General features: G+C 48.5%; 13 protein-coding genes. 2 read left to right on the forward strand and 11 right to left on the reverse strand.

Annotated features, from left to right (window positions below; translation table 11 throughout):
• Nucleotides 1-120: 120 nt before the first annotated feature.
• The 4 genes from KNQ15_RS06095 to KNQ15_RS06110 all read right to left on the reverse strand — a co-directional run bounded on the left by KNQ15_RS06095 (nucleotide 121) and on the right by KNQ15_RS06110 (nucleotide 1707).
• Entirely contained in the window at nucleotides 121-435 is a 315-nt protein-coding gene (locus KNQ15_RS06095; RefSeq protein WP_029342714.1) for a four-helix bundle copper-binding protein, read from the reverse strand.
• 95 nt (nucleotides 436-530) lie between these two features.
• A complete protein-coding gene (locus KNQ15_RS06100; RefSeq protein WP_029342715.1) occupies nucleotides 531-953 on the reverse strand; it encodes a hypothetical protein in 423 nt (140 codons plus the stop codon).
• Between the two features lie 7 nt (nucleotides 954-960).
• Nucleotides 961-1383 carry a 3-hydroxyacyl-ACP dehydratase FabZ gene (gene fabZ / locus KNQ15_RS06105; RefSeq protein WP_029342716.1) on the reverse strand — a complete coding sequence of 141 codons (423 nt, stop codon included), beginning with the start codon at nucleotides 1381-1383 and terminating at the stop codon, nucleotides 961-963.
• A gap of 27 nt (nucleotides 1384-1410) precedes the next feature.
• Nucleotides 1411-1707 carry a DNA-directed RNA polymerase subunit beta gene (locus tag KNQ15_RS06110; RefSeq protein ID WP_047390342.1) on the reverse strand — a complete coding sequence of 99 codons (297 nt, stop codon included), beginning with the start codon at nucleotides 1705-1707 and terminating at the stop codon, nucleotides 1411-1413.
• 405 nt (nucleotides 1708-2112) lie between these two features.
• On the opposite strand from KNQ15_RS06110, the gene KNQ15_RS06115 reads away from it, so the two are divergent.
• Together KNQ15_RS06115 and KNQ15_RS06120 are read left to right on the forward strand one after the other, a co-directional pair.
• On the forward strand, nucleotides 2113-3480 hold the full coding sequence (locus KNQ15_RS06115) for a copper amine oxidase (protein ID WP_047390339.1): 1368 nt from the start codon (nucleotides 2113-2115) through the stop codon (nucleotides 3478-3480).
• Nucleotides 3481-3576: 96 nt separating this feature from the next.
• Nucleotides 3577-4512: a class F sortase gene (locus tag KNQ15_RS06120; protein ID WP_214728349.1), complete on the forward strand. Its 936-nt coding sequence runs from the start codon at nucleotides 3577-3579 to the stop codon at nucleotides 4510-4512.
• Between the two features lie 38 nt (nucleotides 4513-4550).
• On the opposite strand, the gene KNQ15_RS06125 is transcribed toward KNQ15_RS06120, so the two are convergent.
• The 7 genes from KNQ15_RS06125 to KNQ15_RS06155 all read right to left on the reverse strand — a co-directional run bounded on the left by KNQ15_RS06125 (nucleotide 4551) and on the right by KNQ15_RS06155 (nucleotide 13266).
• Nucleotides 4551-5144: a hypothetical protein gene (locus KNQ15_RS06125; protein WP_047390333.1), complete on the reverse strand. Its 594-nt coding sequence runs from the start codon at nucleotides 5142-5144 to the stop codon at nucleotides 4551-4553.
• Nucleotides 5145-5158: 14 nt separating this feature from the next.
• The gene (locus KNQ15_RS06130; protein ID WP_214728351.1) at nucleotides 5159-6220 is read right to left on the reverse strand and encodes a YheC/YheD family protein; all 1062 of its coding nucleotides are present in this window, start codon (nucleotides 6218-6220) and stop codon (nucleotides 5159-5161) included.
• Nucleotides 6217-6834, reverse strand: a complete 618-nt coding sequence (locus tag KNQ15_RS06135) for a class D sortase (RefSeq protein ID WP_052169364.1) — start codon at nucleotides 6832-6834, stop codon at nucleotides 6217-6219. The genes KNQ15_RS06130 and KNQ15_RS06135 overlap by 4 nt, the downstream gene beginning before the upstream one ends.
• Nucleotides 6831-8459, reverse strand: a complete 1629-nt coding sequence (locus tag KNQ15_RS06140) for a poly(glycerol-phosphate) alpha-glucosyltransferase (RefSeq protein WP_214728353.1) — start codon at nucleotides 8457-8459, stop codon at nucleotides 6831-6833. The genes KNQ15_RS06135 and KNQ15_RS06140 overlap by 4 nt, the downstream gene beginning before the upstream one ends.
• A 79-nt stretch (nucleotides 8460-8538) precedes the next feature.
• Nucleotides 8539-11400, reverse strand: a complete 2862-nt coding sequence (locus tag KNQ15_RS06145; RefSeq protein WP_251137615.1) for an adhesive domain-containing protein — start codon at nucleotides 11398-11400, stop codon at nucleotides 8539-8541.
• Nucleotides 11401-11717: 317 nt separating this feature from the next.
• Complete coding sequence (locus KNQ15_RS06150; protein WP_029342725.1) at nucleotides 11718-12041, reverse strand: winged helix-turn-helix transcriptional regulator; 324 nt, start codon at nucleotides 12039-12041, stop codon at nucleotides 11718-11720.
• Between the two features lie 67 nt (nucleotides 12042-12108).
• Nucleotides 12109-13266, reverse strand: a complete 1158-nt coding sequence (locus tag KNQ15_RS06155) for an AI-2E family transporter (RefSeq protein WP_214728355.1) — start codon at nucleotides 13264-13266, stop codon at nucleotides 12109-12111.
• Nucleotides 13267-13457: the final 191 nt, after the last annotated feature.

The raw sequence follows: 13457 nt of genomic DNA on the forward strand, positions 1-13457 counted from the left end.
TTAATGGCAGACCGAGGAAATGTCTCAACTGGAAAACTGCATACGAGGTCTTCACGGAAGAAGTGTTGCACTTAATTTGACAAATCATCTAATCAAAAAACCTCGTCCAAGGACAAGGTTTTAGATAAGCTGACGACACGCTTCTGCACATTCCGTACAAGCTTTCGCACAGGCTTGGCAGTGGTCATGATCGTGTTTGCTACACTCTGCAGCGCATGCCTCACAGATTTCTTGGCATGCCTTTGCGAGGACTGCGACATTCGAGCTGTTTCGAGCGATGGCTTGTAGCAATAAGCTACAGATATCGGCACAATCGCGGTCGAGTCGAATACAATCTGCCATATGTCCGACGTGTCCCTCGTTCAGACAGGCATCAAAACAATGATTACAAGCGAGAATACAATCGGTCAGTCGTTGCTGTACTGCGTGATCCATATTGATTCCTCCTTTGTATATGTTTTTGTACCCTTATGACTCGAAACAAAACAAAAATAAGACAGCATATGGAGCTAGAAGCTCGCGATGCTGTCTTATTTGACGATCTCAAGCGGAATCTCGATCCCACGCCCTGCTCCTGCATCAATGATGAGGACCGGAAGACGTTGGTCATCGAAGACTTCTTTTTCGATCGTCGTATTGGACGTGTAGGTCCGGATTTCCCCCATCTTCTTCGCTTCGAAGGAGACGAACGGAAACGGAATCGATTGGTTGGCGACTTCGAGTCGGATATCGACCTGTTGGTCATCGAGTCGAATGTCATTCGCTGTCCGGATGACGAGACGCATCCGGTCATTTTCCGTCAGTGTGACCTGCGCGGAAATGTTCTCGGTCTGTCCTGCACGCTTAACGGGATCCACGATGACCGTCGGGGAAGCGGTCTTCGCTTGTTCTGCGCGCTGACAACCAGGAACGACGAGTAAGGAAATCGCGAGGGGGAGAAGCCAGCGTTTCATGTTCGCTTCACTTCATAGCAAACGTCAGTTCAGCGACACAGGCGACTTCCCCATCGACTGTGGCTGTGGCACGACCTTTACCGATTGGTCCACGGACCTTCGTCAATTCGACTTCGAGGCGGAGCTGATCCCCGGGAACGACTTGACGTTTGAAGCGGCATCCTTCAATTCCTGCAAAGAAGGCGAGCTTTCCTTGGTTCTCTTCCATCTTTAAGACGGCGAACGCACCGACTTGTGCGAGTGCTTCGACGATCAAAACGCCTGGCATGACATTGTATTCTGGGAAATGGCCATTGAAGAATTCTTCGTTCGCCGTGACGTTCTTGATTCCAACGGCACGTTTTCCCTCTTCGACCTCCAAAATGCGGTCAACGAGTAAAAATGGATATCGGTGCGGAATGACTTCCTTGATTTGTTCGATCGTATACATATTCGACAGCTCCCATCACTGATTAAATTAAGATTTCATCCAAAAATCGGTGATGCGGGTCCATGTGTCGAGCTTTAACACATCCATTGCCTCGCCACCACCAAACGTCGCATAACCCACCATTGCGCCGACGATCAGTGCTACGACGATGAGAGCGAGAACGATCAGTACACGTACGATGATCGGAACTCGGCGTGTCGAATATGCACGAAGACGTCGCTCTGATTTGTGCTCCGGATTGCCGGTTTCCTGGTTCGAAGGCTGTTGCTTCTTCTTCAGGCGTTCACGCGTTGGCTGATCCGTGCCTGTTTGGTTTTGTACCATCTTGATCACCTTTCATTGATTCAGTCTGAGAACAGTATAGCATATTAGTACCTGGTATTAAATAGTTCCAAATTCGCTACAAAACGTGTTCCGCAACTAGTGTAACACGACCAGACAGGCAATTCCTCTAAAAAATTTTAGTTTGTGTATATAAGGAAGGAGAAAAACAGTTTCCCACGTTCTGCGGTTTTTTGACACTTTTTTAAATCCAAACTGAACGTCTCGGCGTAAGCTCTCCAGAACGACGCAGCAACGGTCCTTGGATGAATATGAAACATCGCTTCAACAATTAATTTAAAAAATTAAAACTTGATGCAATCCAAATCAATCTAGGTTGCGTAAGCTATTCAGAACAGGAAAGAAACACTTACCAAATAAACCAAAAACTGAGAGGAATGATTTAAGATGAAACACACGAAAAAATTCGCAGCATCAGCAATGGCAGCAGCACTCGTACTACCAGGAACGGCAGCATTCGCTTCCGGTGGCGGAGAAGACATGAAACAAGATGCACCGAAAAACGTCACGGTCAAAACAAAAGCCGCTGACCTTCGTGCAACACTCGATCAATTACTCTCTGAGCACTTCGTCCTTGCAGTCATGGACATGAAGAAACAATATGACGGTTCAAAAGACGCGCAATATTACGAAGCAGCACTTAAACAAAACGCACTCGATATGACTCCAGCAATCGCTTCAGTCTATGGCGAAGAAGGTGCAAAACAATTCGAGAAAATCTTCGTTGATCACAACAAATATACGACAGACCTCGTCAAAGCTGTAAAAGCGGACGACCAAGACGGTATCAACGCTTCGAAGAAAGAAACAGAAGAGTTCGTCCAAGATCTCTCAAGCTTCCTCGATACAGCTACGGAAGGTAAACTCCCGAAAGCAGCTGCTGAAGAAGTTCTCCGTGCTCACGAAGCAGACGTCTACAAAACATTCCAGCAATATGCAGCTGGTGACTACGAAGGATCGTACAACACGTTCCGCGAAGGTTACAGCCGTATGTATGATATCTCAAAAGCACTCTCTGTTGCGATCACAACACAGATGCCTGAGAAATTCGACAACACGAAAGCTGACTCAAAAGCAGCAGATCTTCGTTCAACACTCAACAGCCTTGCAGCTGAACACGTTGCTCTTGCAAACCTCAGCATGACAGCTGGTGTCGATCAAGCGAAAGACTACGATGCAGCAAACTGGGCTGAAGATATGCACACAGCTGACTTCAAAGCAGCAATGAAATCAGTCTACGGTCAAGCCGGTGCAGATCAGTTCGAGCAAGTTTGGACGAAAAACCACATCGAAGCACAAGCTAATCTCGTCACAGCAGCAATCAATGACGACAAAAAATTGATGGGTGACGCACAAGATATGCTCAAAATGTTCTCGAACGACTTCGGTGCATTCCTTGGTGCAGCTACAGAAGAAAACCTTCCAACAAAAGCAGCACAAGAAGCCGTATCAGGTCACGAGACTTACGTCCAAGATACGTTCATGCAGTATGTTGAAGGCGACTACAAAGGTTCTGTCGACACATTCCGTGAGTCTTACGCTTACATGTACGGCGTAGGAGCTAACCTCGGTGATGCAATCGTTAAACAATCACCAGAGAAGTTCATGGATGGTACTCCAGGATCAATGCCTAACACAGGTAACGGTGGAATGAGCGACAACAACACAGCTGCAACAACTGGTGCGATCGCAGTATTCGGTCTTGCACTCGGAGCAGTTGGTCTTGTCCTCGCACGTAAACGTCAAAACGCCTAAGAAATTGGGTATAATCAATAACAGGATAGCGACATGCTATCCTGTTATTTTTGTACATAGAGGGAATCCCTTCTCTCGGAAAGGAGATACGCGCTTATGAAACGTTGGTTATTACCGGCGAGCATCCTCTTGATGGTCGTTTCGGTCGGAACCTTGCTGTTCCTCTTGTTCGGTCAAACTAAACCAGACACATCGAACATCACGCAAGGCGATCCAAAAACAGAATCCGCGGCCTCTTCCGAGACGAAGGAAGAAGATCCGCTCAAGCCGTCTGAAATCTTTAAGAAGGAGTTCAAGGACCTATCGTCAACAGAGGTCGAGCTCCCAAAACAACTCGTCATCCCGAAACACGACATCAAGACGAAGGTCGAACAAGTCGGACTCGATAAAGATGGCGCGATGGCGACACCTAAAAACGAACAACAAGCTGGCTGGTATAAGTTCGGTCCGCGTCCCGGTGACGTCGGCAATGCCGTCATCGACGGTCACACCGATACGAAGACTGGTCCAGCAATCTTCTATAAATTGCACGAGCTGAAGAAAGGTGATCCAGTCGAAATCACAGATGCGTCTGGACGAAAGCTCGTCTTCCGCGTCAAAGAAATCGTCCAGTACGATCACTTGAAGGCACCACTGAAGAAAATATTCGGTCCAGCCGATACACGGAACTTAAACTTGATTACGTGTATCGGAACGTATGATGAGAATCAAGGGACGTATGATGATCGTCTCGTCGTCTTCACGGAACTTGACGAGAAAGCATCCGATCCCGTCAAGACACCACCGAAACCTGCTACGAACATCCGTGTCAGTGGCGGTTTCATCAACTGGTATGCGTCAACTGATGAAGACGTCGTCAAATACAATGTCTACCAAGAAAAGGACGGAAAACGCAAAAAACTCGGTACGACAGAATCGATCGAGCGTAAAGCGTTCCCGCTTCCTGAAGATGCAACCGGTCGTTTTGTCATCACGGCTGTCAGTAAAGCCGGAATCGAATCAGAAGACGCGTTCAGCGCTGTTCAGAAATAACGAAACGGGATGTCTCCAAGTCGGAGGCATCCCGTTGTTCATTTATTCGCTGCTGGTAATGCAATTCGGAGTTGTTTCTTACCAGACATCGTCTCATAAAATAGACTAAGTCGCCCTTCCGTCACGCGGAGCTGTTCCGACGGAATGAAGACGATCCCAATCCGGCTTTCATCCGGCTGATACGTACCGTTCAAGGCATTAAACTGATCCGCGATCGTTACGATCTCGTCCGCTGTCTCATACTCCCCGATTTTTGGTAAGATCTCGATTTCATCCGCTGATTGATTCGTCACTTTAACCGTGATTGCAAGCAACCGTCCCGTCTCCCCCATCACTTGGAGAAGCTTTTGCTTTTCGACTTTCATTTGAACGAGTGGCGTCTGCCGCGTTTTTTCCGTCGTATCGACGTCAAGCGTCTTCAGCTTCAATCCCGCCATCTCATAGACGACACCAAGTCGATCTTCGCGATCAAACTGCTTCAGCTGCGCTTCATCAAGACGGATCGATGTTCGCGGTTTCGTCTCTTTCGCAGGCTCTTCCGCCTGAAACCAACCGAAGAGCGGGACCATGAATTTCGTTACGATGATAAGGACGAGCAAGCCCGACATCACATAAAACAATACTGTCTTCACACGTCGCCTCTTTTCTAAGCCTCGATCCGTTCCTTCATCCATCCCCGATCGAGTCCATGTACACCGGGACGTCCATGTGTCGCAAGGTACTGGCAATACTGGACTGCGAGATATTCTGCCTGAAACTCGACATACCGCGTTCCCGGTAGACTGTTGACCTCATAGAGATAGATTTTTCCATCCGCACCAATCCCGACATCGATCCCGAGCGCATCGAGTGGGTAATCATAAAACGATTCGAAATAGACGGGGAATCGTCGCGCAAAGTCAACGATCCGTCGCGAGATCGCTTCATGTTGATCCGGATAGTTCTGCTTCATAAATATGTCCATCCGCGTCGTCGAAAACGCTCCATGACTGAGATGGCTGACCGATTCTTGGTGATTGTTGCTGACGAACGGAAAATATTTGACGAGTTTCCATTGACCGTTCGCTCCCTTCGCGACATGGATCCGCATACAATACGAGTGTCCATGAATCGTTTGCGAGGCGATGAACGGCTGGACGATCATCGGATTCCGTTTGGTCTCTTCTTCGATGCGGGTGATCAATTCCCCTGTCGAACAGACGGTTGACTCCAATAGATGGCTGAATCGATACTCGTCGCCTTTTGGTTCAATCGTATAAATCCGTTGTCCTTGTTTTCCGTTCGCCGGCTTAAAGACGATTTTTCCGTACTTCTCAATCAGCGGGAAGATCGCCTTTCCTTTCTTTACCCGATGCATCGGAATCAAGACATCTTGAAACGTCCCTTCTTGCGCCAGTTGACGTAAGACGACATTTTTATTCCCAATCCGGTGCGTCGTAAAGGGAATCTCGGCTGCAAGACGATTGAACAATTCCTTGTCTGCATCACTGAGTGGCAAATGATTGTAGATGACGTCCGGAAACTCATACATACTTGGATGCCACGCATCTTCGTCGAAGAAGAGTCCACGGATCGTCCGATTTTCAAAATTGACATCACGTGGACGGAAAAAGAAGATATCAACGCCCATCGAAGCACCGATGACGCAGGCAATCTTATCGCGAAACTGTGGATTCTCGTTCAGGCGTAAAATTCCGATTCGTGTCATGACGCATCCTCCTCGACGGGTTCAAAATAGATCAAATAACGTTCCGTACTGTCCGTGACGTTATAAAACGGATAACAGGTCGAAACGACGAGTGACTCCTGCTTCGTTGACTCAAGGACCCGCGTGTCTTTGTAATCGACAATCTCGCTCGATTGCATGACGTAGCGATAGGACCCGTTCGCGAGATAGAGGACGACCTCGTCGCCCTTCTTCAACTTACTGATTTTCGAGAACGTCGTATCGTTATGCCCGGCGAGGAAAATCCGGTCGCCTTGCCCTGGAAAGGCCGTCTCCGGATGATGGCCGACACCTTTTGCGAGTGTCGCATCATCGACGCCTTCAAGCACCGGTAACTCCATCTCAAGTGATGGCACTCTTAAATATCCGACCGTCTCACCGGTTTGGAAGAGGACATCCTTCGTCTTCTCCTTCGATGGTTTGCTCGTTGCTTCTGATTTTGATGTGGTCGATGAAGTTTCTTCCGCCCGAACGACATCTTTTGCTTTTGCGAGTTCCGTCGTCAAGGTTTGCTGGACCGTCAGTTTTTGATATCCGACGTATCCAAGTAAGGCAAGTCCGATGACGAGTAACAGCGTTGATACGCGTCGCATCATGACGGCACCTCCTTCAGCATTCGTGCCCATGCCCGGCAATAACCAGATAAATTATGCTCGACGTCATCAATCCGGACCCGCATCGAATGGTGCCGGATGTAAAAACTTCCGAGAATCCGACCGGGTTTCTTCATATACATCGCGACTTCCGGATAAAAGAAACCGTTTCGCTGATAGATCATCCGTCGTTCAATCGTCTGGTCGAGCCAGTCGAGTGGAAAGTCTGCTAATAAGTCGACTCGTCCAAGCGCTTCGATCCGGTCGATCATCTCGCGTGCCGCAAGCATCAGTTCAAGGAACGTCGGGTACGTCGTTTCCCGGTGATGAATGAAGTCGAGTTTCGGGGAGACGTTCTTGAGACCGAACTGGAAATAACGCTCTTCCGGCAACCATTTCGTTAACTCGTTCGCACTATAGCTCAACCAATGATCGTGGAATTTCCAGTACGATTTAGCGATGAAATGATCAAATGATTGGACGACACTATCGAGCCAACGGGAATCGGGATCGAGTGCGTACAACCGCATCAAGGCGTATGTCGCTTCCCCTTCGTAATAGATGATCCGGAAGGCTTCCTTTAACGCAAACGACGGATACTCGAGCACATGCAGATATTGTCCCGACGGTTGTTGCAGTGAAAGAATGCCTGTTGCGAGTCGTTGACTGAGTCGTAGATCATCCATCGTCTGAAATGTCTGCATGTATTCCGTCAATGCTAAGATCGCTGCAGCATTCGCGCCGAGTTTGATTTCGTTTGATTCGCGATCAAGCACGAAGGAACGCTCCCCTTCATGTACGATCAATTCCTCGATCAAATAGCGTTTTGCTCGATCGATTGCTTGGCGTAATCGTTCGCTTGGTGTCAGTCGATAGGCTTCAATCATTGAATAAAGTGTACTTGCATGACGTAAGCTGTTATAGAACTTAATCGGTTTATCAAAGCATGGGAAGTAACCATATTGGAAGCGACCATTCGCCCGGACTTGGCGAGCAAGATACTCACTCGACTGGGCGACGATTGTCTTGATTTCAGAAGGAAGTTGACTTGTCGTCTCACGGATTTTTTCAACATCACGTATGACTTCAAGTACATGCGGTGTTTCGTCTGCGAAAACACCTAGCGTATCAAAGAGGAGGCATGGACTTGTCGGATGAAAGTTCATCCGCTCCGTCCGCCCTTGTTGGTGCGCATAATTGCTCAAGTTCGTTAGATTGATGTGTAGTTCTGGATGCGTCGGATCTTGTGTCAAAACGGCATTACCATTCAATTCTTCTTCTAGATAGGCACATTGCATCTTCCGATCAAACGCGATTCCGTACCGGAAGTAATTTTTCCGTGTGTCTTTCACTCGCTCGTTTAAGGTCTCAAACGAGAGTGCCTCAAAGTTTCGGGCGATGTCGAGCTTCAACCACGCTACTTCTGGTTGTTGGCGGAGCCAATTGCGTGCTTGATCTTTTACGGATTGTAGCCCTTTGCCTTGGAATCGAACGACACGGGCTCGCTCCGATGCTTGTCCGAGTGAGACGAATAACATCATCTGACGATTCCAGTAGTAGATATCATCAGTCTTCATGTGTTGTTCCAGTACATCCATGGCAGTGGTGAATCGGTTGAGCAGGTCCATGTTCAGCTTCACTCCTATTCTAAAAGGATGAATCGCAGTGAGGCACAGATGGCCCCACTACGATTAACTACAGCATGACTTACTCTTGTGGACGGCGACGGAACAGTTTCGTGAACAATCCGGCAGCTGTCGCAAGCATTCCCATGAGGGTGATCAAGAACAGATTTTCCGAAGTGTTCGGTAACGTACCACCGACGATTCGTTTCACTGGTTGAGTGATCGGTTTTGAAACGAGTGGTGATTTATTGATTGGAGCACTGACTGTGTTCGCTGGCAATGTCGGCTTGACGCTTGGTCCGTTTACAACGCCGTTCGAAGGAGTTGGCTTGATGTTCGGACCTGAGACAGGGCTCGTTCCAGGAGTTGGTGTGACAACCGGACCATTTCCTGGTGGAGTCGTTGGTGGCGTGACGACAGGAATCGGGATGATGACATTGTCATTGTCGTTATCATCGTTCGGATTCGAGACGTTGTCTGGATCCTCTTTCCCATCATTGTCGTTATCCTTGTCTCCACCATTGTTATTATCATTGTCACCATCATTATCTTGATCCGCATCGGCGTCCGCATCCGCATCAGCGTCAGCGTCAGCGTCAGCATCAGCATCAGCGTCAGCATCGGCATCTGCGTCAGCATCGGCGTCAGCGTCAGCATCCGCATCGGCATCAGCGTCAGCATCCGCATCAGCGTCGGCATCAGCGTCAGCGTCAGCATCAGCATCAGCATCAGCGTCGGCGTCCGCATCGGCATCAGCGTCGGCATCAGCATCCGCATCAGCGTCAGCATCAGCATCCGCATCAGCGTCGGCATCAGCGTCAGCGTCGGCGTCGGCATCGGCGTCAGCATCAGCGTCAGCGTCAGCGTCGGCGTCGGCGTCGGCATCGGCGTCAGCATCAGCGTCAGCATCAGCATCTGCGTCAGCATCAGCATCAGCATCAGCATCCGCGTCGGCGTCAGCATCAGCATCGGCGTCAGCATCCGCATCAGCGTCCGCATCCGCATCAGCGTCAGCATCAGCATCGGCATCAGCGTCAGCGTCAGCATCAGCATCTGCGTCAGCATCGGCGTCGGCATCAGCGTCAGCATCGGCGTCAGCATCGGCGTCAGCATCAGCATCCGCGTCAGCATCAGCATCAGCGTCAGCATCAGCGTCAGCATCGGCATCAGCGTCAGCGTCAGCGTCAGCATCGGCATCAGCATCGGCATCAGCGTCAGCATCCGCATCAGCGTCGGCATCCGCATCAGCGTCAGCATCGGCATCAGCGTCAGCGTCAGCATCCGCATCAGCGTCAGCATCAGCGTCAGCATCAGCGTCAGCGTCGGCGTCCGCATCGGCATCAGCGTCGGCATCAGCATCGGCGTCAGCATCCGCATCAGCGTCCGCATCAGCATCAGCGTCGGCATCAGCGTCAGCGTCGGCGTCGGCGTCGGCATCGGCGTCAGCATCAGCGTCAGCATCAGCGTCGGCATCGGCGTCGGCATCGGCGTCAGCATCAGCGTCAGCATCAGCATCTGCGTCAGCATCAGCATCAGCATCAGCATCAGCATCCGCGTCGGCGTCAGCATCAGCATCGGCGTCAGCATCAGCATCAGCGTCCGCATCCGCATCAGCGTCAGCATCGGCGTCAGCGTCGGCATCAGCATCTGCGTCAGCGTCGGCATCCGCATCAGCGTCAGCGTCGGCATCAGCGTCAGCATCGGCATCCGCATCTGCGTCGGCATCTGCGTCGGCGTCAGCATCTGCGTCAGCGTCGGCATCCGCATCGGCGTCAGCGTCGGCATCCGCATCGGCGTCGGCGTCGGCATCAGCGTCAGCATCAGCGTCTCCATCTGCCTCTTCATCAAAGACGATCGTATCTTGACCATCTAAATCGGCCAGCAGTTGTGCATCAATTGCAGACGTATTGACGACAGACCCTGTAACAACAACTTCGTCTTGAGCAACTCCAGCCGGTTTATCAACGATGACATCGGCACTAACAGAAGTTGGTCCAAGTACTTGTACACCTGCGAGTTCATTCGACAAGTTCACTGTATCGTTCGTTACTGCCGTTAAAAGACTGTTCACACCTGGCAGTAAATTTTTGACTGGGTTTAAAACAGGATCAATTAAGTTTCCTGCTATTCCGGATAGTTTTAAATTCGTGATGGCATTGACTAAATCGGTTAAGGCGTCTTGGACAACTTGTTTCGTTACCGTATCAAGATGCTGTCCTAAACCATCACTAAAATCGATGACGATTGAACCATCCGGATTAATCGTGACTGGAGCAGAACCTTCGTAATCCAAAAGATCCGAAAGGGCGGTATCTAAATTCTGTAGATTATCCAGAGCATCCGTTAATTCTGTGAGCCCCTCCACTCTCAACAAACTACCTACGACTGGAGTACGTTGTAATCGATCGATACCCGCTAATAGGTCAGTCACAGTATCTGCTACTGTTCCCGTCAACGGATCTAGCTGTCCTTTAAGCGTCGGTAAATCTTCAAGTGTGATGGGTAATAATTCAACACTGACCGACGCATTACCGTTCGCCTGCATTTTTCCCGCTAAATCTGGAATGTTGAAGACAGCCACCCGGTCTGGGTTCAATACTTCCGCATCGGCTAATCCGACACCGGTTAAATTAAGGGCTAAATCATAGTTATCCGGTTGTTCCGTCAGATTTGCATTGACCGCGACATCCGTCAGTAGTTGAACTTCAGCTAAACTGACTCGATTCGGTCCTTGGACGAGTGAGTTTCGCACCGAATTCGCGAATTGGCTTTGTTGCGTCTGAAACTTCTTTTCAGAATTCTCAGCTGCTTCGGTTTTTGTATAAGTGAATGAGATAGGAGAGAGGGCGAGAGAGGACGCTGCCAGCAGTTTCACTAGTCTTCGTGTGTGGTTTCTATGGTGTCGATTCATCTTCTTTCGAAAATCAGGTGCTTTTTTCTTCATTTCAACACTCCTTTTCTACGGAAAAAATAATCGTACACCTATTATTATGCATGCAATCTCCATGAAAATATACAATTTTTTACAAAAACAATGCTTAAATAGTTACTATTAACCAGTATTTTAGATATTAATTTACTGTTAAAATATAAATAATATATATTATGAATAATTACACATTAATATATATTGTAATTTTATTTCATGCTAGTTCTATCCATTTTGTGTAAAAACGGCTTATTTCAATTTTATATGACCATAGTTTTAAAAAACGCAAAAAGACCTACGAGCGTCTGCTCGTAGGTCTAGAAACCTGCTTTTTAGTATCGAATGTGTTGCTTACTCCAACGGATCGATTCCTTGAACTGTCGGACGAGATCTTCAGCCGGTGCCGTCAAATAATAGGCAAGTCCGTGCACTTTCTCAGACATCTGCTGGATGACGAGTCCATCTTCGATCAGCTCCTGTAATTGTTCGAGGATTTGACCGTGTGATTGATCGATCCGTTGCTCGAGTTCCCCGATCGTCAACGCACCATCACGCAAGAGATAAATGATGCTCGACTTCAGACTGTTCTCGAAGTTGTGTTGAAATTTTTGCAACGCCAGTAAATCGGCTTGTTCTTCGGTATGACGTGAATCCATCTGATTCCTGCCCCCTTTTTCTTAACTACCTCTTCAGTATGACGCACTTTTACGTGAATTTCAAAACTCAATCGCGATCGGTGATGATCGTATCGAACGTCTTCTCTTCCTCCGTGATGACCATCTTCTTTTGCGACCGGAGATGATACAGGCGACGGATGTTCAAGATGACTACCTTCATGACAGCGTAGAACGGAACACCCAGCAAGACGCCGAAAAATCCAGCGATGTTCCCTGCGACGAGCAAGACGATGATAATTGTCAATGGATGGACATCAAGTGTTTTCCCTTGCACAAGTGGTGACATGATGTGCGAATCGATCTGTTGCGCGACCGTCATGACGATGATCGCATAGATCGCAAGAATCGGATCCTGGATGAACCCGACGATCAACGCCGGAATGACACCGAGAACCGGACCAAGGAACGGAATGATGTTCGTCAATGTCGCAAACAAGGCGAGCAACAACGCATAATCGATCCCGATGATCAGATATCCGATATAGGCGATAATTCCGACACCGATACTGACGATGACTTGTCCTCGGATATAGCTCATGATCGTCAAGTGGACATCACCGAGGATTTTTTTCGTTTCCTTATGATACTCATACGGCATCAGTTTAACGAGATTACCTTTAAGCTTATCACCATCAAGCAACATGTAGATCAACATGATCGGAATGATGACGATCGTCACGACCGTCGTCGTCAGAACACTGACGAACCCACCGACACCTGTACCGATGTTCTTTAGGAACGTCGACGCATACTCCGAGATGTTCCCAGAGAACTTATTGAATAAGTTGTCTTGACCCGTCATGAATCGTGAAAAGAAGGCACTGTTCTCCAGTTGTTCCCGAACGTCGACCAATTGCCGCTGGAACTGTGTCGCAAGCGTCGGAATCGAATTGACGAACTGTGTGATCTGCTCCGATAACATCGGACCAAAGATGAATCCGAGTGTCGTTAAAATACCGATCAAACCAACGAGGACGATCAAAACAGCCGGGCGCCGCTTCATCTTTTTCTCAAGCAACTCGACGATTGGTAGCAGGACATAATAGAGAATCCCAGCGATCGCGAGGGGTGGTACGACCATCTGAAGCAGAATCGCGACTGGTCGGAACAGGAACGTCACATGATCACCAATCCAGACGATGATCAGTAATGTCATAACCCACCAGGCGAATCGGTACCACTTGTTTTTAAACATTTTTTGCATCTAACCACTTCCCTACGTAAAAGAATAAAGTTCAATATCCTCTTTAGTTTTCCTTAAAATGATACTTCTTAATCCTTATTCTTAAAAAATGTATAGTTCGTTATGTAGATAAGAAATATATGATATATTTGTTTCAGTGATTTTTGCAGATTCAAATTTGATGGTGTGTCCGTTTCTGCGTAAGATGAGTA

The sequence above is a fragment of the Exiguobacterium sp. s168 genome (genome assembly GCF_018619035.1).
In the GTDB taxonomy this organism is placed as follows: domain Bacteria; phylum Bacillota; class Bacilli; order Exiguobacteriales; family Exiguobacteriaceae; genus Exiguobacterium_A; species Exiguobacterium_A acetylicum.

Excerpts from the sequence above, each read along its gene's own strand:
- KNQ15_RS06095 (WP_029342714.1), bottom strand. The coding sequence starts at position 435 with ATGGATCACGCAGTACAGCAACGACTGACCGATTGTATTCTCGCTTGT.
- KNQ15_RS06140 (WP_214728353.1), bottom strand. The coding sequence starts at position 8,459 with ATGGACCTGCTCAACCGATTCACCACTGCCATGGATGTACTGGAACAA.
- KNQ15_RS06130 (WP_214728351.1), bottom strand. The coding sequence starts at position 6,220 with ATGACACGAATCGGAATTTTACGCCTGAACGAGAATCCACAGTTTCGC.
- KNQ15_RS06155 (WP_214728355.1), bottom strand. The coding sequence starts at position 13,266 with ATGCAAAAAATGTTTAAAAACAAGTGGTACCGATTCGCCTGGTGGGTT.
- fabZ (WP_029342716.1), bottom strand. The coding sequence starts at position 1,383 with ATGTATACGATCGAACAAATCAAGGAAGTCATTCCGCACCGATATCCA.
- KNQ15_RS06135 (WP_052169364.1), bottom strand. The coding sequence starts at position 6,834 with ATGATGCGACGCGTATCAACGCTGTTACTCGTCATCGGACTTGCCTTA.
- KNQ15_RS06145 (WP_251137615.1), bottom strand. The coding sequence starts at position 11,400 with ATGAAGAAAAAAGCACCTGATTTTCGAAAGAAGATGAATCGACACCAT.
- KNQ15_RS06110 (WP_047390342.1), bottom strand. The coding sequence starts at position 1,707 with ATGGTACAAAACCAAACAGGCACGGATCAGCCAACGCGTGAACGCCTG.
- KNQ15_RS06100 (WP_029342715.1), bottom strand. The coding sequence starts at position 953 with ATGAAACGCTGGCTTCTCCCCCTCGCGATTTCCTTACTCGTCGTTCCT.
- KNQ15_RS06150 (WP_029342725.1), bottom strand. The coding sequence starts at position 12,041 with ATGGATTCACGTCATACCGAAGAACAAGCCGATTTACTGGCGTTGCAA.
- KNQ15_RS06120 (WP_214728349.1), top strand. The coding sequence starts at position 3,577 with ATGAAACGTTGGTTATTACCGGCGAGCATCCTCTTGATGGTCGTTTCG.
- KNQ15_RS06115 (WP_047390339.1), top strand. The coding sequence starts at position 2,113 with ATGAAACACACGAAAAAATTCGCAGCATCAGCAATGGCAGCAGCACTC.